The 26,021-nt window shown below is 53.5% G+C and carries 31 protein-coding genes and 1 pseudogene; 4 read left to right on the top strand and 28 right to left on the bottom strand.

Going from position 1 to position 26,021, the window contains the following annotated elements; genetic code table 11:
• Nucleotides 1-50: 50 nt before the first annotated feature.
• The 3 genes from WN16_RS18540 to WN16_RS18550 all read left to right on the top strand — a co-directional run bounded on the left by WN16_RS18540 (nt 51) and on the right by WN16_RS18550 (nt 2,716).
• Nucleotides 51-383, top strand: coding sequence for a YegP family protein (locus WN16_RS18540; RefSeq protein WP_003841759.1), 333 nt, complete (start codon nt 51-53; stop codon nt 381-383).
• Nucleotides 384-542: 159 nt separating this feature from the next.
• A complete protein-coding gene (yegQ, locus tag WN16_RS18545) occupies nt 543-1,904 on the top strand; it encodes a tRNA 5-hydroxyuridine modification protein YegQ (RefSeq protein ID WP_044701894.1) in 1,362 nt (453 codons plus the stop codon).
• 551 nt (nt 1,905-2,455) lie between these two features.
• Nucleotides 2,456-2,716, top strand: coding sequence for a hypothetical protein (locus WN16_RS18550; RefSeq protein WP_088169023.1), 261 nt, complete (start codon nt 2,456-2,458; stop codon nt 2,714-2,716).
• A gap of 226 nt (nt 2,717-2,942) precedes the next feature.
• Here the strand turns inward: WN16_RS18550 and WN16_RS18555 are convergent, their stop codons facing one another.
• The 28 genes and pseudogenes from WN16_RS18555 to WN16_RS18690 form a co-directional block, all read right to left on the bottom strand.
• Nucleotides 2,943-3,164 carry a DNA-binding transcriptional regulator gene (locus WN16_RS18555; RefSeq protein WP_041327762.1) on the bottom strand — a complete coding sequence of 74 codons (222 nt, stop codon included), beginning with the start codon at nt 3,162-3,164 and terminating at the stop codon, nt 2,943-2,945.
• A gap of 75 nt (nt 3,165-3,239) precedes the next feature.
• Nucleotides 3,240-4,409, bottom strand: a complete 1,170-nt coding sequence (locus WN16_RS18560) for a phage late control D family protein (protein WP_088169024.1) — start codon at nt 4,407-4,409, stop codon at nt 3,240-3,242.
• Entirely contained in the window at nt 4,406-4,870 is a 465-nt protein-coding gene (locus WN16_RS18565; protein ID WP_049042165.1) for a phage tail protein, read from the bottom strand. Before WN16_RS18565 ends, WN16_RS18560 begins: the two co-directional genes overlap by 4 nt.
• 13 nt (nt 4,871-4,883) lie before the next feature.
• Nucleotides 4,884-7,325 carry a phage tail tape measure protein gene (locus WN16_RS18570; protein ID WP_088169025.1) on the bottom strand — a complete coding sequence of 814 codons (2,442 nt, stop codon included), beginning with the start codon at nt 7,323-7,325 and terminating at the stop codon, nt 4,884-4,886.
• Nucleotides 7,315-7,473 (bottom strand): GpE family phage tail protein, encoded by a 159-nt coding sequence (locus tag WN16_RS18575; protein ID WP_306308100.1) that lies wholly within the window; start codon nt 7,471-7,473, stop codon nt 7,315-7,317. The genes WN16_RS18570 and WN16_RS18575 overlap by 11 nt, the downstream gene beginning before the upstream one ends.
• Nucleotides 7,470-7,784: a phage tail assembly protein gene (locus tag WN16_RS18580; protein ID WP_032942881.1), complete on the bottom strand. Its 315-nt coding sequence runs from the start codon at nt 7,782-7,784 to the stop codon at nt 7,470-7,472. The genes WN16_RS18575 and WN16_RS18580 overlap by 4 nt, the downstream gene beginning before the upstream one ends.
• A 53-nt stretch (nt 7,785-7,837) precedes the next feature.
• A complete protein-coding gene (locus tag WN16_RS18585; RefSeq protein ID WP_088169026.1) occupies nt 7,838-8,356 on the bottom strand; it encodes a phage major tail tube protein in 519 nt (172 codons plus the stop codon).
• A gap of 12 nt (nt 8,357-8,368) precedes the next feature.
• On the bottom strand, nt 8,369-9,562 hold the full coding sequence (locus tag WN16_RS18590; protein WP_048235001.1) for a phage tail sheath protein: 1,194 nt from the start codon (nt 9,560-9,562) through the stop codon (nt 8,369-8,371).
• Between the two features lie 135 nt (nt 9,563-9,697).
• A complete protein-coding gene (locus WN16_RS18595) occupies nt 9,698-10,276 on the bottom strand; it encodes a tail fiber assembly protein (protein ID WP_088169027.1) in 579 nt (192 codons plus the stop codon).
• Nucleotides 10,276-12,207, bottom strand: coding sequence for a phage tail protein (locus WN16_RS18600; RefSeq protein WP_088169028.1), 1,932 nt, complete (start codon nt 12,205-12,207; stop codon nt 10,276-10,278). Before WN16_RS18600 ends, WN16_RS18595 begins: the two co-directional genes overlap by 1 nt.
• Before the next feature lie 10 nt (nt 12,208-12,217).
• Nucleotides 12,218-12,748: a phage tail protein I gene (locus tag WN16_RS18605; protein WP_088169029.1), complete on the bottom strand. Its 531-nt coding sequence runs from the start codon at nt 12,746-12,748 to the stop codon at nt 12,218-12,220.
• The gene (locus tag WN16_RS18610) at nt 12,741-13,649 is read right to left on the bottom strand and encodes a baseplate assembly protein (protein WP_088169030.1); all 909 of its coding nucleotides are present in this window, start codon (nt 13,647-13,649) and stop codon (nt 12,741-12,743) included. The genes WN16_RS18605 and WN16_RS18610 overlap by 8 nt, the downstream gene beginning before the upstream one ends.
• 5 nt (nt 13,650-13,654) lie before the next feature.
• Nucleotides 13,655-13,834, bottom strand: a pseudogene (locus tag WN16_RS24600) (baseplate assembly protein); the annotation flags it as partial.
• 30 nt (nt 13,835-13,864) lie between these two features.
• Entirely contained in the window at nt 13,865-14,215 is a 351-nt protein-coding gene (locus WN16_RS18620) for a GPW/gp25 family protein (protein ID WP_103790822.1), read from the bottom strand.
• Nucleotides 14,212-14,853: a phage baseplate assembly protein V gene (locus WN16_RS18625; protein WP_088169002.1), complete on the bottom strand. Its 642-nt coding sequence runs from the start codon at nt 14,851-14,853 to the stop codon at nt 14,212-14,214. Before WN16_RS18625 ends, WN16_RS18620 begins: the two co-directional genes overlap by 4 nt.
• 279 nt (nt 14,854-15,132) lie before the next feature.
• Nucleotides 15,133-17,727 carry an AAA family ATPase gene (locus WN16_RS18630; protein WP_088169001.1) on the bottom strand — a complete coding sequence of 865 codons (2,595 nt, stop codon included), beginning with the start codon at nt 17,725-17,727 and terminating at the stop codon, nt 15,133-15,135.
• A 258-nt stretch (nt 17,728-17,985) separates the two neighbouring features.
• Nucleotides 17,986-18,432 (bottom strand): phage virion morphogenesis protein, encoded by a 447-nt coding sequence (locus tag WN16_RS18635; RefSeq protein ID WP_088169000.1) that lies wholly within the window; start codon nt 18,430-18,432, stop codon nt 17,986-17,988.
• The gene (locus tag WN16_RS18640; RefSeq protein ID WP_088168999.1) at nt 18,425-18,892 is read right to left on the bottom strand and encodes a phage tail protein; all 468 of its coding nucleotides are present in this window, start codon (nt 18,890-18,892) and stop codon (nt 18,425-18,427) included. Before WN16_RS18640 ends, WN16_RS18635 begins: the two co-directional genes overlap by 8 nt.
• Nucleotides 18,855-19,100, bottom strand: a complete 246-nt coding sequence (gene lysC / locus WN16_RS24605) for an Rz1-like lysis system protein LysC (RefSeq protein ID WP_233602503.1) — start codon at nt 19,098-19,100, stop codon at nt 18,855-18,857. The genes WN16_RS18640 and lysC overlap by 38 nt, the downstream gene beginning before the upstream one ends.
• A complete protein-coding gene (lysB, locus tag WN16_RS18650) occupies nt 18,988-19,416 on the bottom strand; it encodes an Rz-like lysis system protein LysB (protein ID WP_088168997.1) in 429 nt (142 codons plus the stop codon). The genes lysC and lysB overlap by 113 nt, the downstream gene beginning before the upstream one ends.
• Nucleotides 19,398-19,829, bottom strand: a complete 432-nt coding sequence (locus WN16_RS18655; protein ID WP_088168996.1) for a DNZ54_00345 family protein — start codon at nt 19,827-19,829, stop codon at nt 19,398-19,400. Before WN16_RS18655 ends, lysB begins: the two co-directional genes overlap by 19 nt.
• Entirely contained in the window at nt 19,826-20,338 is a 513-nt protein-coding gene (locus WN16_RS18660) for a lysozyme (RefSeq protein WP_088168995.1), read from the bottom strand. The genes WN16_RS18655 and WN16_RS18660 overlap by 4 nt, the downstream gene beginning before the upstream one ends.
• Entirely contained in the window at nt 20,322-20,543 is a 222-nt protein-coding gene (locus tag WN16_RS18665) for an HP1 family phage holin (protein ID WP_088168994.1), read from the bottom strand. Before WN16_RS18665 ends, WN16_RS18660 begins: the two co-directional genes overlap by 17 nt.
• On the bottom strand, nt 20,534-20,737 hold the full coding sequence (locus tag WN16_RS18670) for a tail protein X (RefSeq protein WP_088168993.1): 204 nt from the start codon (nt 20,735-20,737) through the stop codon (nt 20,534-20,536). Before WN16_RS18670 ends, WN16_RS18665 begins: the two co-directional genes overlap by 10 nt.
• Entirely contained in the window at nt 20,737-21,243 is a 507-nt protein-coding gene (locus tag WN16_RS18675; protein ID WP_088168992.1) for a head completion/stabilization protein, read from the bottom strand. The genes WN16_RS18670 and WN16_RS18675 overlap by 1 nt, the downstream gene beginning before the upstream one ends.
• 99 nt (nt 21,244-21,342) lie before the next feature.
• Nucleotides 21,343-22,098 carry a terminase endonuclease subunit gene (locus WN16_RS18680; RefSeq protein ID WP_088168991.1) on the bottom strand — a complete coding sequence of 252 codons (756 nt, stop codon included), beginning with the start codon at nt 22,096-22,098 and terminating at the stop codon, nt 21,343-21,345.
• A 3-nt stretch (nt 22,099-22,101) separates the two neighbouring features.
• Nucleotides 22,102-23,169, bottom strand: a complete 1,068-nt coding sequence (locus WN16_RS18685) for a phage major capsid protein, P2 family (protein ID WP_088168990.1) — start codon at nt 23,167-23,169, stop codon at nt 22,102-22,104.
• A 61-nt stretch (nt 23,170-23,230) separates the two neighbouring features.
• Entirely contained in the window at nt 23,231-24,085 is an 855-nt protein-coding gene (locus WN16_RS18690) for a GPO family capsid scaffolding protein (RefSeq protein ID WP_088168989.1), read from the bottom strand.
• Nucleotides 24,086-24,251: 166 nt separating this feature from the next.
• On the opposite strand from WN16_RS18690, the gene WN16_RS18695 reads away from it, so the two are divergent.
• On the top strand, nt 24,252-26,021 hold the full coding sequence (locus tag WN16_RS18695) for a terminase ATPase subunit family protein (RefSeq protein WP_088168988.1): 1,770 nt from the start codon (nt 24,252-24,254) through the stop codon (nt 26,019-26,021).

Raw genomic sequence — 26,021 nt, forward strand, 5'->3', positions numbered from 1 at the left:
CACTGTCGTCAATAACTGTTTGATCTAAAACTTTTAATCAAGGAGTTCATATGGCTGGTTGGTTTGAATTAAGTAAAAGTAGCGATGATCAGTACCGCTTTGTTCTTAAAGCTGGGAACGGGGAAATAATCCTTACCAGCGAGCTTTACACTACCAAAGGCGCTGCGGAAAAAGGGATCGCATCTGTCCAGGCTAACAGCCCTCTGGATGAGCGTTATGAGAAAAAAACAGCGGCTAATGGAAAATTACATTTCAACCTGAAAGCTGCAAACCACCAGATTATTGGTAGCAGTCAACTGTATGCGAATGAACAGTCACGCGAGACCGGTATTACTTCGGTTAAGACCAATGGTGTCAGTCAGACGATAAAAGATAAGACCTGATAATTACTCGCTCAGCCGGGTAACGCAACGCTGTCGCCCGGCGTTTTTCTTTACCTGCCTTCCCTGCAGCGCTACAATGCCCGCCCTTAATATGGGGGCACTCCCCTAACCGCCTCATTGAGTGAGGCGAGTCTGACCTGTCATCAGAACGAGAAAATTATGTTTAAACCGGAACTCCTTTCCCCGGCGGGAACGCTGAAAAACATGCGTTACGCTTTCGCCTATGGCGCAGACGCTGTGTATGCGGGCCAACCGCGTTACTCACTGCGCGTACGCAACAACGAATTCAACCACGAAAACCTGCAGCTCGGTATTAATGAAGCCCATGAATTGGGTAAAAAATTCTATGTGGTGGTTAACATTGCCCCACATAATGCCAAGCTGAAGACCTTCATTCGTGATCTGAAACCGGTGGTGGAAATGGGGCCGGATGCACTGATCATGTCAGACCCTGGTCTGATTATGCTGGTGCGCGAAAACTTCCCTGACATGGACATTCACCTTTCGGTACAGGCTAACGCCGTAAACTGGGCGACGGTGAAATTCTGGAAGCAGATGGGGCTGACCCGCGTGATCCTCTCCCGTGAGCTGTCGCTGGAAGAGATTGAAGAGATCCGCACCCAGGTGCCGGATATGGAGCTTGAGATCTTCGTTCACGGCGCGCTGTGCATGGCTTACTCCGGCCGTTGCCTGCTCTCTGGCTACATCAACAAGCGTGACCCAAACCAGGGTACCTGTACCAATGCCTGCCGCTGGGAATACAACGTGCAGGAAGGGAAAGAAGATGTAGTGGGCAATATCGTGCATAAGTACGAGCCTATCCCGGTACAAAACGTCGAACCCACGCTGGGTATTGGCGCACCAACAGACAAAGTCTTTATGATTGAGGAAGCCCAGCGCCCGGGTGAGTACATGACCGCATTCGAAGACGAACACGGCACTTACATCATGAACTCGAAGGATTTGCGTGCCATTGCCCACGTTGAGCGCCTGACGCAGATGGGCGTGCATTCCCTGAAGATCGAAGGCCGCACCAAGTCGTACTATTACTGTGCACGTACCGCGCAGGTCTATCGTAAAGCCATTGATGATGCCGCAGCCGGTAAACCGTTCGACCCGCAACTGCTGGAAACGCTGGAAGGCCTGGCGCATCGTGGTTACACCGAAGGGTTCCTGCGCCGCCATACACATGACGACTATCAAAACTACGAATACGGCTTCTCTGTTTCCGAGCGTCAGCAGTTTGTCGGCGAATTCACCGGCGAACGTAAAGGTGAACTGGCGGCCGTGCAGGTAAAAAACAAATTCACCGTCGGCGACAGCCTGGAGCTGATGACCCCACAGGGCAACATCAACTTTACTCTCGAGCAGATGGAAAACGCGAAAGGCGAAGCCATGCCAGTTGCGCCGGGCGATGGTTACACCGTGTGGATGCCTGTACCAGAGGATATCGATCTGAATTATGCATTGTTGATGCGTAATTTTGCCAGCGAGTCCACACGAAACCCGCATGCTAAGTAGTTAATTACGGTTATTTTTCAGCGTTCGGAAGATTCTTAGAAATCGATCACATACCGTTTCGTTCATTAAGGGTATTATCCCCTCCGCTGAAAAACATAACCCATAAATGCTAGCTGTACCAGGAACCACCTCCTTAGCCTGCGTAATCTCCCTTACGCAGGCTTATTTTTTGCCTGTAATCTACTGAAATAAATGGATTTATTTCTATCAATGTCCACACATTGACCACATCGATACAAAAAGCCCCGCATTTGCGGGGTTTTTCCTTTTATGTCTCGGTTAAGCAGGCGTACATTTTTAAGCACAGCACCTGAAATCACTACGAGCAAAGAGAGAAAAGGTCAGTGTGTATTAATCACAGTGAAGTTAGTCCAATTCAGAGTATTTTTTCCTCAGCAACAGAGTCGATTACTAACCATCTTACTGAGAAATGCTTCACAGACTTTACTGTTCAATCAGAAGGTCAATGTTAGACGTATGTATTGTTTGATTTTTTTATGATGGTGGTTACTCTATGGCTTGAAACTTCCATTAAAAAAGGATTGATTAACATGTCTATCAGTGAAAATGATATTGCTGTTGGTGGAGTATACAAGACCCCTGGAAACCAAGAGCGCGTGGTTCTAGCAATGGAGGATGGAAAAGTTAAATACGCTTCTCGTGGAGGAAACGTTCAGAATCAATTCGATCACATGGAAGAATGCGAACCAACTAGATTTGCGAATGCATGTTCTTCAAGGATTGCTGATTTGCCTAAAGAAAAATTTGAAGAAATCCAAACTCTTTTTAAAAGCAGAGAAAAAATTAGTTAGTTTTATATGTATCCAACTTGGCTGATATCATGGTTTTATACCTGTAATCTAATAATTTAAAATTAATGATGAACAATTCAGTTTTTTTAGTTCTGCTCTCCAAGCATTAAGACTCCGTGAGTGATTGTGATGCTTGCCTTGAATGCTTCAGTGAAGTCAAAGCGTGAAGCTCAGCACCACAGTTAAAAATACGAAAGCCCCGCAATTGCGGGGCTTTTCTTTTGGCTCACAGCCAGGGCATTTGATGCTGACCGGACACTGTCGGGTGCGGTGGAGCCGGTACGACTTCCCCCGGCGAAACGATGAAACGCTCAACGGTTTCAGTCGTGACAAAAGTACAACTGCAGTTGATGTTTGTGCACTGATGATACCGCTCTTTTGTGGTATCAGAAAAATAGCGACTCGTGCGGGCGTGGGCGGCGTAATGGCATTTCGGGCAGTGAAACATGATGAGCACCTCTGAGCGTTTTCAATACAGTGATTTTACTCATTTTAACCTTACAAAACAAATACATATAGTAAATTACTGCTCTATTTCCTCGCTCTCATACTCCACATCAGAAACCTTAACCTCAAGCTCTAAGCCCGTCGTGAAGCCACTCCCGTTAAGGCTGTGCACCACACGGCTGATTATCCATGCCTGCTCGTCTATCACGCGCTTAAAGCCTTTCACGGCAACCGGTGTTTCAGGAAATAAATCAGCCCGGCCAGTGGCAAGCGTAATGGAAAACTCCGCCACGCCTCGCTGTATCTTGTCCCACTTTGCCTGAGCCGCGCGCATGGCCTGCGCCTTTGTGGCATAGATGGTCGTGAGCTCAAGAACGTTGTCAGACTCTCCGGCCATATACTCACCTTCCCGCGCTTCCTGCGCCTTTTTCTCTCTGGCCTTTGTCGATGTTTTAGCGGCTTTCGGGTGCTGCAGCGCGCGCAGATGCTGCTCTTTGGGTTTACGTTTGAGCTTCACCTTTTGCTTTTGTGGTTTGGGGTCTTTGGTGTGTAGCCATTTCGCCGTCACGCCGGTGTACGCCTCCCGGTCTGCAATGGCGAACTGATGGCGGTCGCCGTCGCCACGCTCGACGGTCATTTGGGGGATAGGCTTACCACTGGCCGTCATCGCACTACCGGCTTTCAGGAATAATAACTTCCCGGTTTTCACCGACACGGATGCACCGTTACGCTCAGCAAGGCGGGATAAAAACGCCGCGTCGGATTCCTGCGTCTGGTCGATATGGGGAATGGCGATGGCTTTCAGGGCGTCAGCAACACTGGCCGTCAGCTTATTACGCTGCGCGATGGTCTCCACAATCACCCCGAGCGTGGTGTCGTGCCATGACTGCTCGCGTCTGGAGTTCAGCGAGCCGCGAAAATCTGCACTACGTCCCCGGATGGTCAACGTATCAGGCGCGCCCCGGTGCTCGATTTCATCAACCGTGAAACTCCCCTTGTTGACCAGTGCGGATCCCTGCCAGCCCAGCCACAGCGTCAGCGATGCCCCGCGCGGTGGCAGCTCGACCAGCCCGTCGGTATCATCGAGCGCAATATCGAGCTGGTCAGCCTCAAATCCGCGATTGTCGGTCATGGTCAGGCCGATAAGCCGGTCGCTGAAATTCTGCGTGATATCCTCCCCGTCCAGCGTGAGCATATACGCAGGGGCAACACGCGCCCCGGCCTGAATATTCATTCCCGTTATCATCCTGCCAGCCCTCCCGCCCATTCACTGGCAGACGTGACCAGATTATCCGCCTGCGTTTTCAGGTCGCCATACATGGCCGCGAGCGACTCGTCGACGCGTTTCAGGGACAAAGTGAACTCGATTTTTCTCGCTGCGCCGTCGCTGAAAAGCTCGGTGTGGTTATGAGTCACTTTATCGATAACGTACATCCCGTGGATCATGCCGGTTCCGTCAATCAGCGGCCACGCACGCCCCTCGTCGGCCATCAGCTCGATGGCCTGCAACGACAGCCGCCCGCCGGTGATTTCAGGGTAAAGCGTCCCCGACAGGGTGCGCGAGGTCTCCCCCTCCCCGAGAAACTGATAAGCCGGTCGTTTGCCGATACGGTCATTGGACACCCAGCGGTAGTCCTTCGAATACTGCATCGACTGATGCGGCAGGGTGCGCCGTTCAAACACAAAAAAGCCCAGCACCATTAACATTTTGCCCCCTCTCTCAGTCGAGTCTCATGTTGGATCGCTGACGCGCGCGCTTTTCACGGTCAAGTTTATCGACGGCGTCGCGGAGCTGGCGGTCAAGGTCTCCACCCGGTGCAACGCCGCCCTGCAGAGTGATGCTGTATTCGCTTTTACTCTGGTCGATATAAGACCGGCCTGCAGGCGCAGTGACCGGCTGATACGCCTGATACCCGCCATAACTCGCTGTCGCAGGGATATACCCGCCACCCGGTGAAGCCTTATCCGCGTTGGCTGCAGTCTGGTCGAGGTCGGTCGATTCTTTTTTGATAACGCCGAGTTTCTCCAGCAGCCAGTCAACCTTGCCGCTCAGGCTGTTAAACAGGTTGAGCGGCGTCATCAGCGCATCAGCCAGCGCCTGACCAAATGCCACGCCGACATTTTTGCAACTGTCGAGCGTGTCCTGCGTGGCTTTCACCGGTGCAAGCAGGTCTTTAAACCACTGGCAGACAACGCCCAGCTTTTCCGCAATGGCATCAAACACCGGCGCGAGCGGGGAAAACATCGCCCCCACCGGGGCAAAGGCGGCTTTCAGCCCCTCCACCACCCCCGAGAAAAATGCGCCAATCGGCTCCCAGTATTTACGGATAAGCAGCGCCCCGGCCACCACCGCCCCGGCAACCGCCAGCACCGGCAGACTGATTGCGCCAATAGCCGTGACAATCGCGCCGCCGACCGTACTGAAAACCACGCCGAGCACGCCAGCCGCCGCAATGATGGCATTAATCCCCATCACCACCGGCCATGCGATAAGGCCAATCCCGCCCATCACACCAGTCAGCGCCAGCGCACCCCCGACCACCACGCCGAGGGTGGTCGCCAGCCCCTTATTTTTCTGGATCCAGCCGTCGAGTCTGAGCACATATTGCGTGGCCGTCTGCGTCAGCTTACGCAGTGAGCCCTCCTGCTGGTCAAACAGGTCGGTCCCGACCGCCTCATAGGCTGACTGAAATTCTTTGAAGTCGCCGCCGAGGTTATCCTGCATAACCTTAACCAGCTCCTCAGTCTTGCCGTCCGAGGCTTTAAACGCGGCGGTGAGCTTATCGAGCTTGCCGGTTGAGGCCGCCGTCATCAGCACAGCGGCCGCCGAGCTGGCTTCCTCCCCGAAAATGGTTTTCATGTATTCCGCGCGCTGACCCGTCCCGAGATTATTTTTCTCAAAACTGCGCTGCATTTCTTTCAGAATGGAAAATATCGGGCGGGTGTTGCCCTTGCTGTCGGAGGTTTTCACCCCGAGCTCTTTGATAGCATCGTAAGCTTTGCCGGTCGGTGCCTGCAGGCGACTCATGACGGCACGGCTTCCCGTTCCCGCCATCGAGCCGGTGATTCTGGAGTCGTGCAGCGCCCCCACCATCGCGGCGGTTTCCTCGATACTTACCCCGGCATTTTTCGCCACCGGCGCGGCATAGGTCAGCGCATCGCTCATCCCGTCAAAGTCGGCTGCGGTTTTGTTCATCGTCATCGAGAGAACATCACCAATATGCGTGACCTTGTCGTTTGAAAGCTGAAACGCTGATTTCATCCCGGTCAGCAGCGCGGCGTTCTCTTCCATCGTGCGCTTGTTGGACAGCGCCATATTCAGCGTGACCGGTGTCGCCGCCTGAATCGCCGCCGCATCCCCGCCGCTTTTGGCGATAATAATCTGCGCCCCCGCCGCATCATCGGCAGAGGCCGCCGTATTGTCCCCGAGCTGGCGCGCCTGTTTGCGCAGCGCCTGCATTTCGGGTGACTGTTTGTCGATACCAAGCACCGCCTGCAGCTCTGAGTTCTTCTGTGCAAACTCATAGCCCGGCGTCAGCAGCTTAACCCCGGCCATCGTTCCCGCCGTCGCAATACCGACACCGGCAGCGCCCGCCGCCGCCGCGTTACCGGCCAGTGATTTACCGGCCTGATACCGTTCTTTCACCCGACTTAACTTCGCCTGCTGTGCACTGACTTTCGCCAGCGCCTCCCGCTGACGGTTAAGCTGCGCGGTGGTTTCACTGATGCGGGATTTAAGCCCCCGCTCATCATTTGCCAGATTACGGGTATTAATCCCCGCCGCACCGAGCTCGCGCTGCTGGCGCTTTACTGACTCCGTGAGGCTGTTGTATTTCGTCTGCAGCCCTTCGGCGGCACGCTTCGCGGATTCAAGCACCTGCGCCTGCGCACGCGCCGGGCGCTCCGTATTTTTAAACTGCGTGGCGAGTGCTTCGGCTTCCTGTTTCGCTTTATCAAGCGCGTGACCGGTCACAGCAAGCTGTGCGCTGGCTTTTCGGAATCCGTCGATACGGGATGCCTGCGCATTCAGCTCGCGCAGGCTTTTCTGTGAGGTACGGATGTCACCGGACAGGGATTTGCTGGCGTTCTGAATGGCTTTGAGCGGTCGGCTTGCCCGGTCGACGGCATTCAGCAGCACCTCGATTCTGACGTTATTGCTCATGATGGTTTCCGCTTCGTTGCAGCGCCTTGTCGCGCCATGTCAGGAGCTCGGTCACGCTCAGGGAATGTAACTCTGATGGCGGCCAGTGGAAAATCACCGCGATATCCGCCATCAGGTCATCGACCGACAGGTTTTTCGGAAAGGTCAGCGCCCCGAAGCAGGCGACAAAAAACCGACCACCTTCCCGGCCAGCGAAATCAGATCAGACGCATCGAGGCGCGTGACCTCGTGCTCAGTCAGTGCGGGATACGTCATGCGCGGCAGCACTTTAATCAGCGCATCAACGTCGGAATTCGCCAGCGAGGCCAGCGACACCCCGCGCAGGGTTCCGGCATTCGGTTTGGTCAGCGTGACCTGTTCAATTTTCTGCTCGCCGCGCATCAGCGGAGTGTCAAAAATCACCACATTCGGATTGACGGTTTCAGTGTCAGCAACGGCAGTTTCATTGATATTTTTCATGGGTATTCTCATCAGGAAAAGTGACCGGCCAGCCTCACTGACCGGGTAAGGGATTACAGGCCAATCGCCCGGCGGTGCTCCGCCAGACGGTCGACGCCGTCGACTTTCAGCACCATGTTAACGACGTCAATCTCGATGACTTCGCGGCCATCAATCGTGAGCTGGTAATAGGCGCACTCTGTCGACATTTTGGTCGTGCCGCTTTCGCCCTGCTTGTTCTCACCGCCGTCATAATCTTTGTGACGGCCACGCATCACCACCTCGACGGCAGAAATCGCGCCGGTGTCATCACGCTGGAAAGAGCCTGTAAAGCGCAGCGGCACACTGTCAGCGTCCGGCGAGGCATACTGCGCCCACAGTTCAACGTCAGGCAGACCGCCGAGCGTCCATTCCAGCGACAGCGCGTCGTCATCGAGGCCGAGGTCAATTGATACCGCACCCGGCATCCCGCCGCCGCGATATTTCTCCAGCTTGCGGGTCAGCTTTGGCAGGGTGACGGACTCAACGACGCCCATGTAGCTGAGGCCATCGTTGAACATATTCAGATATTTAAGTTTGCGGGGTAACGCCATGATCTGAGCTCCTTAGCTGTTGACCGAGTCTGACAGGTTCGCCAGATAGGTATCGGTGATGCGCTGGCGCAGGGTCAGGTTCTCCAGCGGCGGGACGGGGGTGTAGTCGTAATCGATATACAGCTTCCCGACTTTGAGAGTCGCGGTCTCGTTCGACTCCGGGTCATACCAGCAGGAGCCGTCAACGATATACCCGTTATTTTTCAGCTCGCGGAATTTGGCATTGATGCCCGAAACGATGTCGCGAATGAGGGTCGGGGTAATGGGTTTATCCATCGCCCACGCATGCGCCTCCGCCATCGTGTCGGCCAGTACCTGCGCGGTGCGGGTGTAGTTCTCATACAGGAAAAGCGGGTCATCTGAGCAGGTGCGGTTTCCCCAAAACTTGAAACCGTCATTGCGGATAAGCGTCGTAACACCGGCTTTGTTAAGCAGGTTGGCGTCAGTCGCGGGCTCCTGCAAATCCCACGACACCGAGGCGCTGACGCCGGTGACACCATTCACGCCGACGTTTGACAGGGTTTTATGCCAGCCGACGGTCTGGTCAATTTTGGCACGCAGACCGAGCGCGCGCGCCGTTGCCCAGGCTGTCGCAGTCTCATTCGCCGTGGTGTCCCATGCCAGAAAATCCGGGAAGATAACCATCAGCTCACGCTGGCTGAAATTCTCGCGGTAGTTGATGGCATCAGAAATGGTTTTACAGCCCCACGCACTGACATAGCCAAAGGCGCGCAGGCTCTGGCAGGTGGACGCGAGCGCCGTCGCCACTTCCTGCGGATCAAGACCCGGCACGCCGAGAATGCGCGGCTTCACGCCGGTGACGGTCTGCGCCGTCAGCAGCGCTTTCAGGCCGGTGTATTTGCCGTTTTCGTCGGTCGTGCCGATGATGTTGGAAATCGTTTGTTTCTTCCCGGCCTCCGGGTCGTCCGGGTCTTCTGCGCCTTCGGCCACGCGCACGGCCACAATAACCGGCTTACACTGGTCAGCGATGGCCTGCAGGGACGTCGACAGCGTCCCCTTTTTGCCCGCCTTGCCGATAGCACTTTGTACGTTGGTAATGAGCACCGGCTCATTGAGGGGAAATGTCTTTTCGTCAGCATCGCTGGCCGTGCAGACCATGCCGATGATGGCCGTTGAGACGGTGGAAATGGTGCGCACGCCATCGTTAATCTCGATGACCTCTACGCCATGATGAAAATCACTCATCCGTTTAACTCCGTGGTTAAGGGTGAGTGTATTTTCTGTTGTGTGGTGATGGCGGGCTATTTGTCAGGGTTGGATAAGGTCTGGCACAACCGGAGGCAGGAAAGCGCGGGCAACCGCCCGCCTGAGTGATACCGGTTATGCGGGGAGTTCCGGCCATGTGATATCGGGTGCATCTTCGGGTTTGACCCTGTTGAGCATGACGCGATATTTTTTCCATGCGAGTAAACGCGCGGCTTCGTCTTCCGTTGCCATCTCCATATCAACAGCATCCTGCAGGGGAGCGATGGTCGATGTTGCTATAATCAGCAGGTTTGCTTTTTCCTGCGCCGCCTGTCCCTGACGAAATGTTTTTTCCGCTTCGGCATCGTGGACCCACTTAGCGCCATCCCATTTAACATACTCCCCGTCAGGCGCAACCGACACAACGTTATCAGGCAGAGCGCCCAGCTTTTCAATAACAACGGGCTGACCGGTGCTGATGTCATAGACGGTTGTCCCGCGGTGGTCTTCCACCCGAGACCATTTATTAGCCTGAGCATCGAAAACAGCCACAAAACCCGCCGTCACTTTTGGGGGCGCAATATCGGTGCTGTAGGCAGGCAGGCCCGTATTAGCAGGAATAAATCCATCACCCTGACCGATAAATTCATTCGTGGCAGATGACAGGTTGTAAATCGTAATAACCCGGTTGGTGCTGGTCATTTTAAAAGCCATTATGCAAGCCTCACTAAATAATTAAATGCGGTATTTTTTACGGTGTTTTCTGCATGACCAGACGGCGAAACGGTCACGCCGTGGCTGTGCGCACCAATGTAGACAGAGTGGGCATGCGCTCCGATACCAACAATGTGATCATGCGCACCAATACCAACAGAATGAGCATGCGCCCCACCTGCATAAGTTCCCTGAGTTCCCACCCCGCCAGCCCACTGACCACCGGCACCGACTTTCGCTGCCTGCTGGGAAGTGTTGAGATAATAAACATCTAACGAGTGGGCGTGTTCGCCTCCGCTGTTTGTTGATTTCGTGCCATAGTCAAAAGCCGAAACAGATTTATTACCGTAATCAAATCCCGTTGTATCGCGGTTTCCGAGGTCGGTGCTTGCGACCGTTGCACCGTGGTCGTGTGACTTAATGCCGTCCAGCTCCTGAGAAAGGACAGCACGGCCATCAGGTCTGCCCTTTATCGTCTGGCCGCGCATATCAGGAATAACGCCGGAGGGATACGCCACGGCGAGCAACGGATAGACTGATTTATCAAAAGGTTGTCCCTGCATTAAGGCATGAGCGTGCGGAACGTTATCGGATGGCCACGGAATCGGCGCGCCGACAGGGTATGATACTGGTGGCGGATTTGCCGTATTAAAATCCCGTCGCCAGCCCGGTAAATAACCATCCCCATGATTGACGTATGTGAACTGCGCATTTGTAACCCCCGCCGTTGCGGTTGTAGGTGTCGTGACACGAAGGGTCATCGCGCCACGCACGCCCATAACCTCGACAACCGCACCGGCTAGCTGGATATTCCCGCACCCGGTATCGGTAATAGTTCTGTTATCACCGTAAGACCATGACCCTTTGCACATCCAGTACGGATGATTAAGCGCACCTTGCTGCTCCAGCCAGGCGATAAACTCCGCAGTCGTCCAGTCACCGCCCCCGCCAATACTTACCGTGCCACTGAAAGCCCGCGCTGCGCCGATGTTGCGCACGAATACATCTTTTTCGGGGATATCCCTGCCGTTCTGCTCTTTAGCCAGTCGTTTATCTGCGTTGTCGTTAGCGTCTTTGACCGCTTTCGGTGTCGCGGCGAGGGTCTCAGATGTGCTGTCGGTAGCGCTGCTGAGTTTCACCAGACCTTTCTGCGCCGTGCTCGCGTCCTGAGCCGTATATTTACCACTGGCAAGGTCATACGCCGTCTTAACCGCTTTCGGCGTCGCGGCGAGCGTCTCAGACGTGCTGTCGGTCGCGCTGCTGAGCTTCACCAGACCTTTCTGCGCCGTGCTCGCGTCCTGAGCCGTATATTTACCACTGGCAAGGTCATACGCCGCCTTAACTGCCTTTGGCGTCGCTGCGAGGCTCTCAGACGTGCTGTCGGTAGCGCTGCTGAGTTGCACAAAGCCTTTTTCTTTCAGCGTGCCGTCAGGATGGCGGCGGGACTGCTCATGCTCTGCCAGTTTGTCGTCGACATAATCCTGCGTCGCCATCACCGTTGTCGCGTCAATGGACAGCTCCACTGAGGCGATACTGCTGACAATAATCACCATACGACAGGTCTGCGCACGCCCCGAGCCCTCGGCCAGCTTCGGCTTATAACTTTCGGCCATATTGGCAACGGCAATCAGCGTGCCTGCATCATCATACAGACCCAGCTCGCGCATCCAGAAACCGCCCACATCAGGAGGGATGACCAGTTCTGCCACGATGTAGTTTTTATTTTTATTGTCCTGGCTGATTTTATTCAGCGCATGACGCCAGACCTCATTAATGAGCTTTGTCTGACCGGCGTTTGGCTCCGGCAACGTGCCGCCGCCATCACCAACAGCCATCGCTGTAAGGTTCACTTTTTTACCACCCGGCACAGTGGCTGCCGCCAGTTTCTCAGCACCGGCAGTGGTAATAATTGTTTTAAATTTCGTGCTCATTATTCCTCACTCATCCGGGATAAATCGTAATAATGTCGCCGTCATACACCACACCACCGACATACATATAACCGGGAATGTCCTGGATAATATTCAAACCAATCAGATGACGGCTGGCAGGCTTAGCATCCGCAATCAGGCGCTCCATTTCAAAATACATTTCCTCAGTGATACCGCTTTCCAGCACACCAATATCAAGCCGGAATGTGCCGGGCGGGTCGTTGGTCTCCCACCACTCCGTGACGTTGATGACATAGCCGAGCGGCTCCACCACCCGACGAACAGCGCCGATAGTGCCTTTGTGGCAGTGAATGAAGTACGCACCACGGATGACCGCGCGCTTCGTTTCCTCCGGCCAGTTCTCATCCCAGCGGTCGACAGAAAACGCCCACGCCAGCCACGGCAGCAAATTTGCCGGGCAGGTGTCGGGACTCCACAGACGACGCAGCGGGACGGGGGTGTTTTCGATATCCGCGCAGGCACGCGCCGCCGCCACTTCAAGCGGTGACGAGCCCACCGGCAGCAGACGGGTATCACTCATCCGAGCCCCCGATCACAATGCTGTAATCAGTGCAAAATGACGCCTGCGCACTGCTGAGCACGAGGTCAGCCACCGGCGCGGCCAGCTCCACACGCTGGACACCCTCGACATGCAGCGCGGCATAAATGGCAGACAGACGAATGTCACGCCCGAGGCGGTGCTGCGCACTGATATATCCCTCCAGCTTTTTCACGGCAGCGGCGCGAATGGGTTCACTCTCGGGACCGGGATAGAGATAAAGCGAGGCGGTTATCTGGTAGTTAACAATATCGGCTGACTGCACCGTCACACGGTCGGCGACCGGTCTGACATCTTCGGCATTAAGTGCGTTACGGACAACAGTGAGCAGCTCATCAGAGGCGACGCCGTTGTTTTCACGCGACAGCACAGAAATCGTCACGCAGGCGGGTGACGGGCTGGTCACTGAGATATCTGCGACCCGCCCGTCAGCGCTGCGGCCATGGAACTGATAAGCACCGCCAGACCCGGCCACGCTCATTCCTTCAAACGCCTGCTGAATACGCAGACGGTAATCGGTGTCCGACTCCATAACGGCAGGTGTGGGCGGCAGTGTGGTCTCATCTGCAGGCGTGATAACAAGACGCCCGACGCTGAAATTTGCGCCGATGTTATCGAGGTCATTACCGGCGGCATACGCCAGCATGACCGCGCGCGCCGATTCATTCACGCGCTGACGCCAGATAACCTCCCGGTAAGCGTTCTCCTGCAGCAATTTAACAATCGGCTCAGATTCAAGCGTCAGCGTGCGCGCGACCGCCTCCTGCTGTTCCTCGGGATACAGTGAGACAAGCGTCGCCTTTCGCTCTGCCAGAATGGTTTCATAGTCCAGCTCATCCACCACATCAGGCGCAGCGAGCAGGCTCAGGTCAACAATAGCCATAGTGTTTAACTCAGTGAAATGGTGATAGAAAAAGACTGGCCTGACGCTGACCGCGTGCCGGTGATATCGACATACATCGCACCGTCATTCTCCCCGCGTTCAAAGGTGATGGTGGTCAGGCTGACGTGCGGCTCCCACTTCTGGATCGCGGAATAGCACGCGGCCATAATCTGCAGGCGCAGCGAGCAGGCTCAGGTCAACAATAGCCATAGTGTTTAACTCAGTGAAATGGTGATAGAAAAAGACTGGCCTGACGCTGACCGCGTGCCGGTGATATCGACATACATCGCACCGTCATTCTCCCCGCGTTCAAAGGTGATGGTGGTCAGGCTGACGCGCGGCTCCCACTTCTGGATCGCGGAATAGCACGCGGCCATAATCTGCAGGCGCAGCGCCGGGGTCTGCGGCTGGTCAATAAGCGCCGACAGCAGCGAGCCGTATTCACGACGCATCACACGCGAGCCAACCGGCGTGACCAGAATGTCGCGCACGCTCTGCCTGATATGCTCAACCTCAGAAATACTGAGCCCGGTATGACTGTTCATGCCCAGATAGCTCGTTGTCATTTTGTCCCCTGCGTCCAGTTATCCCCGCCTTTAACACCACCGTGGCCGTGGTCATCCACCTGCACGCCGTTTGATTTAAACGTGCCGCCGCCGTGCTCGATGTTGCCGCTCATCTTCCCGCCCTTTTGCACCTCAAGCGTGGCCGTGGTCAGTTTGTTGGTGCAGACCACCTCGGGGGTATCGAGCGTGATACGGGTGGACGCTTTGACCAGTACCAGCGGCACAGTTGCGGTAATGGCGTCCGACGCGGTGACGTCAGCGGTTTTAATACCGCTTACCGTGAGCGCCCCGCTTTCTGGTTCGTACTCGATAACCGCCCCGTCAGGAAAGGAAACGTGAAAGGCATCAGGGGAGGTCGACGGCGCGGGGCAGTCATCAGAGAAAATGCCGGGCAGCACAAAGGCGGTATCGAGCTCGCCGCCAATGGCAAGAATGAGCACCTGTTCGCCAACCGAGGGAGCCCACCAGACCCGCGAGCGACCGGCGCGGCAGGTCAGCCAGTTTAGCCATGTGGTTTGCATGCCACCGGTCTGGACACGACAGAGCCCCTCATCGGGATTGACTGCGGTCACAATGCCGGTGCGGATAAGGTTTCGGATCGCGCGGGCGATATCCTGAATGGAATTTAACGTATTCATGGGGAAAGGATGCCGCCGGGCAAGGCCAGCGGCAATCAGGCGGAGTTTTATAGTGGATGACACAACGAACTTAAAGATCGGCGTGAAGTTATTTATTTAAAAATCACAAAGACACTAACTAAAAAACAACCATTTAGTAGAAAAGTAATATCGAACAGATATTTACTATTAAGTTACAAACCCAACATTACATATACATCAAATAACTCTTAACCTTTATCCTTTGCACCGCTTACTTCATAAAGCCCCACATTTTCAGCGAGGCTTAGAATAATTACATCAAGTTCGTTTTCGAGGCTTCTCTTCCAACTCAGTTAAAAATTTAAAAAGAGCATTTAAATCCTCTTCAACTTCTTCAATTGTTGGATATGGGTCGCCTACCGCAGCAGCACTATCGTGCCCTCTGAAATACGTGCTACATTTCGTCATGGCCATATCTACTTTATCTATATCCTCTTGGCAAATATCAACAAGCCTCGCCAAGCGCTGCGTAGAAACCCCACGTTCAAATCGTGTCACTACTTTATTAAGTAGTTTCTCCTCTACCAACCTCTCCCATGTTTCACGCAAGGATCCATAAAAGCGGTAACACGAATCACGAAACTCAGTACCTGTCGTTTCGTCTTTTTTATCTAAACGTTTTAATTCTTGCAACATAACCTTCAGTGAGTTGTATCTGCTACGAGTAGTCATAGCTTCCCAAGGAGCCGACTCTCTAACAAGCCCTGCAAACCTTCGTGAGCGCTCAAGTGCTATGCTAGAATGTTGCGCCTCAATGCCTTCAGCAACTTCAAGCAATAGTTTATAAAATACTATATTATGTGTTAATACAATCACTTGTCGATTTTTGGATTCTAAAACTAATCTTTTCGCTACACGACGACTCCATTCATGACTTAGTGAGTTTACAGGGTCATCAAATATTACTGCTGATTTCCTTGAGTCTGCGATCATTTCTGCTAAGAAGCTAGCAATTGCAATACAGCGCTGCTCTCCTTCGCTAGCAACTCCAAGGGCACCAATGACGTTATCATTTTCATCTGCAAGGGATAACCTGAACTGCTGAACACCGGAACGATTTCGAGAATCAACTTTTATCTTAAAACGATCAAAGCCAAAGCTCTTTAATTCAGCATCAAACGCAGAAATAAGCGGCTCAACAACACCCGAGCGGTTAATACTGGCTGAAAGAGTTGAAATGGATGTAGTGACGCACTGAGATTGAATACTTTCAAGACTTTTGATTCTTTTATATCTTCTGATATTTGAAATTATACTATCAATATTTTCAGAAACATATTTCTTATCTTCAAGATGAAGTAATTCCGCCTCTTTTTTAGCTATCAAAGCCAGTAATTCCTCATCTGAACTGACACTTAACAACTCTATATCGATATGTCCTATAATGTCTTTTAATTTATTAACGCAGGCCACATTTATTGGAAGTTGTGGAAGATTCACAACTCCTGTCAATATTTTCTTTCTACTTTCCAAAGCGGAGAACAGCGAGTTTATTTCCTCACCAAGCAAATTATTATGTTTGTTCAAAAACGTAATCGCTGCTAAATAAGGTGTCAAAGTTAACGAAAGAGAGTTAATGCTTTTTATAGCATTATCATAGTTTTCTTTTGCAAGTTTAGCATCTTTAGCGGTTTGATTATTTATATACTGATTAAGAGAAGCCATTCGAACTTCGCTTTCCTCTCCAACTTCCTGCAAACAAAGAGGACAGTATTCTCCTTTAATCATAGGAAAATTTTGTTCTTTTTCTTCCTGCTCAATAAATAGCTTCGCAGCTTGCCATAACTTTTGCCAACTCAGTCCAGCAATATTTTCCAAAGGTAAGCTATTGAGGGTGGCCTTTCTTAATTCCTCAGAAAGTGTTTCTGTTCTTTCTTTTTCAACTTTAAGAAGCTGAAGTGCATCAAGAGCTTTATCATCCAGCAATTTTAATGCATTGTCGCAAAAGATCTTCAAGGGCGTCAGGATAGCTTTATTTTGTTGCAATGTGTTTCTTATAGTTTCTGCCGTCTGCGATTTATATTGTAAAATCTCAACTCTTAGTGGTTCTATATTTTGCAACTCATCAGGAGTTGCGATATGCTTACTCACTTCATCTTCGCTTGTCTCAGCCGATAAATTAGATAATAAATCAGCTGTAATACTTGACGAGTTCAACTCAGCCAGCTTAATTAAACCATTACCTGGCATTAAGTCTTCATCTATATATGACTTAACACTATTAACAGCTCTTACTAACTCTGCAAGCAAGTTTAAACCAATTGGCCTAAATCCAAGTGCATCTTCTTTATTAACATAATGACTTGCAGATGAACTGTCAAAAACTCTAATTGACTTCAAAGCTTCTATGCTCGGGGTGTTTTTATCCCAAGCATAAGTCTCGTCCTGACCATTACATGATACAGATATTTTTGCTTGCGGGGATATTTGTTCTTTGGAGAAAATATTTCCCATTATCTGAGGGCACTCCCCTCGAGTTAAACATGTATTTTTTAAAATACTTGCATAACTTGACTTACCTGCACCGTTATCACCGTAAACGATAAACAAACCTTCATTAGCGAAGTTTATTTTTTGATTTTCTGCAAGCAATCCGACCCCCTTCACATCATAAAGGGATCTTATCGACACTTCATATTGTTCTGCTGTATATCCTTTGAAATCTATAGGCTTCGCAGACTCCCTATAGATTTCATCAATCTCTAATAACCCGTGTTCCATATAAGCTATTTTTAATATGCTATCAAAATTATCCTGATCTAATTTTCCATTAACCAATGAAAGCCGTAAAGCATGTTTCCACCAGACTGGTTTCCTTTGAGACCAATCCGCAATCCTCTGTATAGGTGTCATATAAATTCCTTTAAAAGTCCTATTTATCACTCAAGAATTGATACTACGCTAAGACTATAGCAATAAGACCAAGATTTCATAATGAATTTTGCAAAAAAAAAAAATTAATGCTCATCGAAATTTCATAAAACACTCACCGTTACTCAGACATACGAGGACTGACACCACGGCTATGTTTATTTCTCACTGCGGACTGGCCGACCTGCTTAACCACCATCAAGAATTAGTAGCACTAGGTTATAGTTGAACAGCTGGTACTTAAGCCAGATGTTTAATAATAAAACTCTCAATAAGTTTTTTATCAGCCCGATTGACCCCTAACAAATTGCGCTCTGCATACTGGATATCCTGACTATGCGGATTTGGGCGGTCTTTGAGTCCGAACTGATGAATCCGAGCGATGCGTTGTACTTTGCTGGTAAACTCCACCACAGCAGTATCATTGTGCCCAATGGCTTTCATGTAGCGACTCGTTCGCAGCTTTTGAAACATCGTCCGTTTTATCCGCCCTTTTTTCGCCCTGAGCGGCTGGCGCTTTCGCGCCTGATACGGCGTGCCATCAGGCGCTTTTTGCTGTTTGATGCGTTGCTGTTGAGATCTGCGCAGCTCCTTCGCAATATCAACGGCCAGCTTACGGCGAGACTCCGGTGACAATGCTCCGATAAGCCCTGCCAGTTGGTCATCAAAAGGCGTTAATTCACTCATCCCATTTACTCACCAGCTCGCCATTGATATAGAGCTCGGTCGGACGGGTGACAGGCTCCGGCAGGGGTGGCTCCGGGGCATAGCTGACGTGTAATGCGCCGTTTTCCTCTCGGACAAGGGTGCGTTCCGTCAGTTGCAGGCTGATACTGATATCAACATTGTCCCCGTCATTTAAGTCCATCTGGAATCGATAGCCCTTTTTGCGTCCGTCATCGAGCGTGCAGATATCTGGCTGGTTTTCTCGCAGCCACGCCGCCACCGGCACAAAAATCAGGTCGGGGTCGCCGACAAAGTCACACACGATCACATTCAGCGTGTATTTCTTTTCATGGGACAGCGAAGCCGCGAGACGCGCATCGATATTCCCCTCGTCGGCAAAGATACGCATCATCTCGGGGTTATTCAGGAGCTGTGGTACGGCGTCATTCAGCGCTTTTCGCAGGCTTTTCATTTTCTGCATCGATTTTATCCTGACAGTCTTTGATAGTTTCGACCTTAATCGCACAGGCGGTGAGCGCGTGCTCCAGCCTGCGAATATCGGCACTCAGATCACCGTTAGTGACGGGGTCGCTTCCCGGCATCGGGCAGAGGCTCACCTTCGGGCAGGCGTTGTAAACAACGGGCGGCGGAGGCGCAGCCGGTTCGGATGTGCAACCGGCGCACAGCATCAGGCAACTTATCGCTGTACCAGCGGCGTAACGTCTCATTTTCATTCATCAGCCTCATTATGGTTTCTTCCCGCCTTGCCGCCTGCTCACCGGCAACGGCCAGTTCATCACCGAGCCTGACCTCCGCATCCTCATTCGCCCTGGCGATTCGCTGCGATACGGCAAGCTGATTTTTCAGCATGCCAATCGTCGTCTTTTGCGCACTGGCGACGCGATTCGCCTTCTCAAATGACCGGGATAGGTTCGCATTTTCATATCGCAGCCACAGCAACCCGGCCAGCACAGCAACCAGAAGGATCACAATGAATCTGGACACATCCCCTCCCCCTCGATGCGCTGACGGTAAGCAGTGCGCACAGCGTTAAACACCAGAACACAAATCAGATACAGCAGCGCTGTAAACACCCATCCCGCGCCTACCAGACAGGAAAAAACGCCAGCAAAAATAAGCAGCGACCAGAAGCGGTGCAGCGGGGAAGGTTTACGACAAAACACAAAACGAAAAATCTTCATTACCGCATCATTCAGCGGGATACCCTTTTGCCGGTTTCCCTGCCAGTGCTCATAGGCAGCCACACCGGCGATGCTGGCAGCAATGCAGACCAGACAGCCAAACAGCGCCCATACAGCAACGAAATTGACCGCCACGCTCTGCGGGTTCGTCAGCCCCATAAGCAGCATCAGCGCCAGCAGGAAATCAAAAATCAGTGAGGTAATGTGTTGTTTCATTGAGTCACTCCTTTCATGCAATACGCCAGCTCCCGCGCGCGGCGGTTCTCCAGCCCTTTGTTTTTTGTGCCATTGACATACACCCAGCGGGTGAGCTGGTCGCACGCCTGCCACCACTGATGACGTTTGAGATACGAGACCAGCGTCGACCTGCAGGCCGCACCGGTTCCGACGTTAAACGCAAAACTGACCAGCGAGTCATAGACGCGCGGTGGCATATCCACCGGCACACAGACCGCGAGCCGTTGCTCGACGTTAAGCACATCGGAAACGAGATTCTCCGCCGCCTGTCGCTCTGTGATATCCCCTTTCGGGACCACCCCGGCAGTGTGGCCGATGCCCGACGTCCACACTCTCGCGCTGCACTGGTAAGGTGTCAGGCGACATCCTTCGAGGTCGGCAATCAGTGCAAGCCCCTCGGGCGAGGTGTTAAGCAGACGAAAGTCAGGCACCAGTGCCGCCAGCGCCAGCACGGCGGCCACACTGCAGCGTTTAATGATTGAGCTCACGGACAGCCTCCTTATCGAGTCCGAGTGAGGTCAGGTAGCGGTAGGTTTTGCGCTTAAACCAGTAATTAGTCAGCGCGGTAAAAATGGCGCAGGCACTCCCCACATAGAGCGCAAGCTTTTCGGGGGACATCGCCCCGAAATACGCCAGCCCCACGGCCAGCCAGTAAGCGATAAACGTCGTGATTTTTTCCACACTCAGTCCCATAAATTCACCGTCTCGGTTTTCGGGGCGCTGTCAGTTTCGGGCAGTTCGATTGCCGTGCCGTGCGGCAGAATAACGCCCAGCTCCGACAGCCCCGGATTCGCCTGCAGCACCGTTTCAACGACGCCCTCAGTGCGCCCGTAATACCGGGCGCAAATCGCATCGAGGGTGTCGCCCTGCATAGCCCAGACCTTCATCAGATTTGGCCGACAATACAGCGCGGCTTGTCCTGAATACGCGCCACAGACCAGCGCATATCCCGCCACAGCTCATCGATAACCGCCTCGGTGCTTTCCGCTTTGCGGTCGCCTTTCGCCGTCGCATCGATGCCGCGATAGCGCTCAAACAGCGTGGCACTGGTCATGGCGCAGACGGCGCGGAAATAATGGAAACAGCGCACGCTTTCGCCATCAATATCATCGGCAGGCACATCAGCCAGCGAGTCATGCCCTGCGGCCATTTGCTCAACCCGCCACAGGGCAAGCTCCGCATTGGTTTCAGCCATACCGGCTTTAATCGCATCATTCAGGCGCAGCGCGGAAACGGTCTGCTCCAGACGCATCAGCTCGCGCACACGCTTCGGATCCACATCAGGGAAAAAGAAGGTATTTTTTATTACCGGCTCGCTCACGCCCGGTGGTGGTATCACCACGCCCGGCACATCCTGCGGCTCTTTTTTTGGCTCAATAATCACTGTCGTCATGACAACCTCGGGTAATGGGTGGGCGGTGGACGCCGGTCGCAGTCAGGGCAATCAATACCCGCATTGACCGGCGTGCCGCCCGGCTCGGGGAGCGTTCTGTTAACCTGCGGCTTTTTCCGCTTTCGGGGGACGCCCGCGCCGTGCCGCCGGTTTAGCGGCAGGTTTGCGCGTGCGCGGTTTATTCTGTTTGGGTGCGGGTTCTGGTTTGGGTTTCAGCGCGCGCTCGAGCTGTTCAATATCTTTTTTCACACCGACAGCCCGCTCTAACTGGATCGCACGCTGCAGGTGCGCCAGCGCGTCAGTCAGACGGCCAGCCTCACGCAGCACGTAGCCGGTAATTTTGTGCAGCTTCGCGCGCACGATATCCGGCATGTCTGCCCGTTCGGTCAGTGCGATGGTGTCGAGCAGGAGAGACAGCCCGACAGGCTGTTTCGCATCGAGCAGGCGCTGCGCTGACAGGGCGACCTCTTCGGCCAGTAAATACGGCGTGGTGCGCCGGTGGCCGCCGGTCGGCATGGTCAGGCCATAGGTCATCGCATAGCGGGCAATCTCCAGCGCACCGGCGATGTCATCCGCATCGAGACGCCACAGCATGACGGTCATGACAATGTCATCCTGCGCCCCTTTTCCGGCGCTGAGGACACCCGACACCCACGGCAGATAGAACGGCAGCAGCTCACGCTTTTTGTCTGCCTTGCGTTCATTGGAGCGGATTTGTTTTAACGTGCGACAGTCTGCGGCCAGCTTGACGAGCATCTGCTCATAGGCAGTTGCATTGCGCAGCGGAGCAGCAGCCCGCCGCGCATTCTCAGAGGCCGAGACCCGCATCATGTGACGCGCTGCGGGACTCGTCATGGCTTATTCCCCGCTTTCCGGTGCGGCAGGTGCGGTGAAGTCACCGAGATTGATGTTTTCAATCAGACAACCGGCGGCGTAAGCCTCGACCACATAGTCAATATTCATCGACTCGTAGTTTTCGACACGGTCCTTTTTCGGCTCCTCGATGATGGCGCGGCGGTGTGCATCATCCATGAAGTAAATCGACAGGTTATCGAGGCGAGTCACCATCAGGGCATTCGCCGGGAAATACGGCACGCGCACAGCAGGCAGGTTGCCGATACGCTTCTGGCTGATGATGATGTCAGCGGCCAGCGTTTCGCTGTTTTCCTGCACCTTGTTAACCAGCGGGAAATATTTATCCGCCATCAGCTTACGGCCAGTAATAACGACGAGCTCCGGGTCATCCTGATAAATCTCATCAATCAGGTTGGTGGTCGCATCCATCACCAGCGCATCGAGGTTTTCATAGTCACCGTTTTTACCCACGCGGATCACATCGTAAATGACCTTGCCGTCATCATCGGTGACGTTGGACATCACGCGCGTGGCAGCTTCATTGCGGTATTTCTGCAGCCAGCCCACCGCGACATCCTGCAGCATCGGGTTCGTTTTGCGGTTGGAGGTCTCCGCGCGGGTGATACCGTTGAAACCGGCCATGATGAAATCGAGCGACTGACGCTTGATAATCGCGTCACGGATACGAGTCTGAAAGTCCTGAAAACGCGCCCACAGGTCGAGCTGTTTGTAACGAATATGGAAATCAAAGTTGATTTGCGCGCATTCGTATTTGTTGGATTCGAGCGCAGTGAAATCAGCAGTCTTACGCTCGTCATCGGCGGCGGTGTCCGTGGTGCTCGCAATCGTGCCGTTGACGCCAACCCCTACCTTTTCGCCTTTCAGCTCGTCGACCGGCACGATATTAATTTTGGTCAGAAACGCGGATGACGCCTGCAGGGTGGTCATCAGGGTCTGCGTCACGGACGGCTCAACGGTGAATTTTTTTGCCACGTCGTCGGTGTCGACGCCGTTCAGCTCCGCCACGCGGGACAGGTAAGCATTGAATTTAAAGCGGGTATCTTTACGCATTGTTATTCCTGTTTTTCTAAAAAGGGGCATCAGGCCGGGCGACACGCACCCGGCAGGTCTGTCAGCAGTTGGTCAGCAGCTCGTCACCCGCCCCACCTTTCGATTTCTCGCGGCGCGGCTGGCGATAGCTTTCGGTGTTATCGAGGGAGCTTTTCAGGGCGTTAAGCGCCTGCGCGCTTTGCGTGGTCTGGCTGGTCACGTCCTGCTTTAGCTGTGCAAAGGCGGTTTCCAGCTCACTGACGCGCGTTTCGGTGGCGGTCAGGTTGGTCTGTACCTGCTCAGAGACGGCGGTCACCGCTTCATGCACATCAGCAAGACGGGCGTCATCGCTGACCTGTTTGCGGCTAAAAATCGATTTGACCTTATCGGTCAGGCTGTTGAGCATGGAGTCGGGAACATCCTCGAATTCCAGCTCAGCAAGGGAGGCCACCGAGAAGAGGTCGCCCGGCTGGTCTTTTTTACCGGCGAGCGGGTTCTGCGCAGCACGGCTGCAGAATTCGAGATATTCCGTACCGAGGCTTGCCGGGTCATCGGTTACAGCAAGGCCAACGAGATAACATTTACCGGTGTTGGAGAAATTCGGGCGAATTTCCATCGAGGTGTAAACCTTCTGACCGGCACGCACCATGCTCATCAGTTCATCAAGCGGTGCAATCTTGCCAAACAGCGCTTTTTTGCCGTTCAGCGCAGAGTCATCACTGATGATTTCCGCTTTCACTTCGGTCACGTCGCCATAGCGTTTAAACGGACTGTCAGGCCAGAGGCTTTTGATGTGTTCGAGGTTAATACGGCAACCGTAGACACGCGGGTCAAAGGTATCCGCCATGTCCTGAATGTCATCGCCGTTAATGACACGGCCATCGCAGGTGTCACCCTCGACGCCGATGCGAAACCATTTAGAAACTTTCTTTGCCATTGTTCAGGTGTCCTGATGTTGGGTTTTCGGTTCGGGTGTAGTTTCCCGACTCCGCCCCGCATCAGCCACCGCTTGCAGACGTGCGATCCCTGATACAACAGGGGGTTAGCGATAATGCCCCGCTATTTCCTTAGCCTTGCCCCGTATTCACTGACACGAGGCAACCATGACCATTTCGACTGACCTCTCCCTTTTGCACGACCCACGACGACAGGCGCGCCTGCTGTTCTGGCAGGGGTTTTCCGTGCCACAAATCGCCGACACGCTGCAGGTCAAGCGCCCGACCGTGCAGAGCTGGAAACAGCGTGACGGGTGGGAGGAAACCGCCCCGCTTAACCGCGTGGAATCCACGCTTGAAGCGCGCCTGATTCAGCTTTATGCAAAGCCTGACCTCACGCCGCATGACTTCAAAGTCGCTGATTTTCTGTCACGCCAGATGGAACGGCTCGCACGCGTCAGCCGCTACGGCCAGACCGGAAACGAGGCAGATTTAAACCCCAACATTGCCAGCCGCAACAAAGGCGATCGCCGCAAGCCAAAACGTAATTTTTTCAGCGATGAGGCCATCGAAAAGCTCGAAGAGATTTTCTTCGATCAGTCCTTTGAGTATCAGCTCAACTGGCACAAGGCCGGTATCGCGCACCGTATTCGCCACATCCTCAAATCGCGCCAGATTGGCGCCACATTTTACTTTGCCCGCGAGTCATTGTTGCGCGCCCTGAAAACCGGGCAAAACCAGATATTTTTGTCAGCCAGTAAGACGCAGGCTTACGTGTTCCGAAAGTACATCATCGCCTTTGCCCGCATGGTCGACGTCGACCTGTCAGGCGACCCGATTGTCATCGGTAACAATGGCGCAGAGCTGATTTTTCTCGGGACCAACTCCAACACGGCGCAGAGCCATAACGGCGACCTGTATGTCGATGAAATCTTCTGGATCCCCAACTTTCAGAAACTGCGCAAAGTCGCCTCGGGGATGGCGTCACAGTCCCACCTGCGCACCACCTATTTTTCAACCCCCTCGACGCTGGCACATGGCGCTTATCCGTTCTGGTCAGGTGAGCTGTTTAACCGGGGACGCAGCAGCGCTGCCGAGCGTGTCGACATCGATATCAGTCATAAAGCGCTGGCCGGGGGCGTGCTGTGCCCGGACGGTCAGTGGCGGCAGATTGTCACCATCGAGGACGCGCTCGCCGGGGGATGCACGCTGTTTAATCTGGATCAGCTGAAACAGGAAAACAGCGCCGATGATTTCCGCAACCTCTTCATGTGTGAGTTTGTCGACGACAAAGCGTCGGTATTCCCGTTCGAGGAGCTGCAGCGCTGCATGGTTGATGCGATGGAAGAATGGGAGGACTTCGAGCCGTTTTCCGACCGTCCGTTTAACTGGCGTCCGGTGTGGATTGGCTATGACCCGTCACACACCGGCGACAGCGCAGGTTGCGCTGTACTGGCTCCGCCGCTGGTTGCCGGTGGCAAGTTCCGCATCCTTGAGCGTCACCAGTGGAAAGGCATGGATTTTGCGACGCAGGCCGGGGCCATACGCGAGCTGACCGAAAAATACTGCGTCGAGTATATCGGCATCGATGCGACCGGCATCGGCCAGGGTGTTTACCAGCTCGTGCGCTCGTTCTTCCCGGCGGCACGCGCCATTCGCTACACACCGGAAATGAAAACCGCGATGGTGCTGAAAGCGAAAGACACCATCAGACGCGGATGTCTGGAATACGACGCCGGGGCAACCGATATCACACAATCATTTATGGCTATCCGTAAAACCATGACCAGCAGCGGGCGCAGCTCCACCTATGAGGCCAGCCGCAGCGAAGAGGCCAGCCACGCAGACATCGCATGGGCAACTATGCACGCCCTGTTAAACGAGCCGCTTTCCGCCGGTAGTGGTATGCATTCAACGTCAATTCTGGATATTAACTGA

The organism is Citrobacter sp. ABFQG (genome assembly GCF_004322975.1).
GTDB classification, from domain to species: domain Bacteria; phylum Pseudomonadota; class Gammaproteobacteria; order Enterobacterales; family Enterobacteriaceae; genus Citrobacter; species Citrobacter freundii.

Coding starts and splice junctions, on each gene's coding strand:
- WN16_RS18555 (WP_041327762.1), bottom strand. CDS start 3,164: ATGTTTCACTGCCCGAAATGCCATTACGCCGCCCACGCCCGCACGAGT.
- WN16_RS18625 (WP_088169002.1), bottom strand. CDS start 14,853: ATGAATACGTTAAATTCCATTCAGGATATCGCCCGCGCGATCCGAAAC.
- WN16_RS18565 (WP_049042165.1), bottom strand. CDS start 4,870: ATGTTAATGGTGCTGGGCTTTTTTGTGTTTGAACGGCGCACCCTGCCG.
- WN16_RS18580 (WP_032942881.1), bottom strand. CDS start 7,784: ATGAAAAATATCAATGAAACTGCCGTTGCTGACACTGAAACCGTCAAT.
- WN16_RS18590 (WP_048235001.1), bottom strand. CDS start 9,562: ATGAGTGATTTTCATCATGGCGTAGAGGTCATCGAGATTAACGATGGC.
- WN16_RS18685 (WP_088168990.1), bottom strand. CDS start 23,169: ATGCGTAAAGATACCCGCTTTAAATTCAATGCTTACCTGTCCCGCGTG.
- WN16_RS18570 (WP_088169025.1), bottom strand. CDS start 7,325: ATGAGCAATAACGTCAGAATCGAGGTGCTGCTGAATGCCGTCGACCGG.
- WN16_RS18630 (WP_088169001.1), bottom strand. CDS start 17,727: ATGACACCTATACAGAGGATTGCGGATTGGTCTCAAAGGAAACCAGTC.
- WN16_RS18635 (WP_088169000.1), bottom strand. CDS start 18,432: ATGAGTGAATTAACGCCTTTTGATGACCAACTGGCAGGGCTTATCGGA.
- WN16_RS18680 (WP_088168991.1), bottom strand. CDS start 22,098: ATGACGAGTCCCGCAGCGCGTCACATGATGCGGGTCTCGGCCTCTGAG.
- WN16_RS18610 (WP_088169030.1), bottom strand. CDS start 13,649: ATGGCTATTGTTGACCTGAGCCTGCTCGCTGCGCCTGATGTGGTGGAT.
- WN16_RS18640 (WP_088168999.1), bottom strand. CDS start 18,892: ATGCAGAAAATGAAAAGCCTGCGAAAAGCGCTGAATGACGCCGTACCA.
- WN16_RS18595 (WP_088169027.1), bottom strand. CDS start 10,276: ATGGCTTTTAAAATGACCAGCACCAACCGGGTTATTACGATTTACAAC.
- WN16_RS18655 (WP_088168996.1), bottom strand. CDS start 19,829: ATGAAACAACACATTACCTCACTGATTTTTGATTTCCTGCTGGCGCTG.
- WN16_RS18675 (WP_088168992.1), bottom strand. CDS start 21,243: ATGACGACAGTGATTATTGAGCCAAAAAAAGAGCCGCAGGATGTGCCG.
- WN16_RS18670 (WP_088168993.1), bottom strand. CDS start 20,737: ATGAAGGTCTGGGCTATGCAGGGCGACACCCTCGATGCGATTTGCGCC.
- WN16_RS18540 (WP_003841759.1), top strand. CDS start 51: ATGGCTGGTTGGTTTGAATTAAGTAAAAGTAGCGATGATCAGTACCGC.
- WN16_RS18665 (WP_088168994.1), bottom strand. CDS start 20,543: ATGGGACTGAGTGTGGAAAAAATCACGACGTTTATCGCTTACTGGCTG.
- WN16_RS18605 (WP_088169029.1), bottom strand. CDS start 12,748: ATGAGTGATACCCGTCTGCTGCCGGTGGGCTCGTCACCGCTTGAAGTG.
- WN16_RS18695 (WP_088168988.1), top strand. CDS start 24,252: ATGACCATTTCGACTGACCTCTCCCTTTTGCACGACCCACGACGACAG.
- WN16_RS18620 (WP_103790822.1), bottom strand. CDS start 14,215: ATGACAACGAGCTATCTGGGCATGAACAGTCATACCGGGCTCAGTATT.
- WN16_RS18560 (WP_088169024.1), bottom strand. CDS start 4,409: ATGATAACGGGAATGAATATTCAGGCCGGGGCGCGTGTTGCCCCTGCG.
- lysC (WP_233602503.1), bottom strand. CDS start 19,100: ATGCTGTGCGCCGGTTGCACATCCGAACCGGCTGCGCCTCCGCCGCCC.
- WN16_RS18690 (WP_088168989.1), bottom strand. CDS start 24,085: ATGGCAAAGAAAGTTTCTAAATGGTTTCGCATCGGCGTCGAGGGTGAC.
- WN16_RS18550 (WP_088169023.1), top strand. CDS start 2,456: ATGTCTATCAGTGAAAATGATATTGCTGTTGGTGGAGTATACAAGACC.
- WN16_RS18600 (WP_088169028.1), bottom strand. CDS start 12,207: ATGAGCACGAAATTTAAAACAATTATTACCACTGCCGGTGCTGAGAAA.
- WN16_RS18585 (WP_088169026.1), bottom strand. CDS start 8,356: ATGGCGTTACCCCGCAAACTTAAATATCTGAATATGTTCAACGATGGC.
- yegQ (WP_044701894.1), top strand. CDS start 543: ATGTTTAAACCGGAACTCCTTTCCCCGGCGGGAACGCTGAAAAACATG.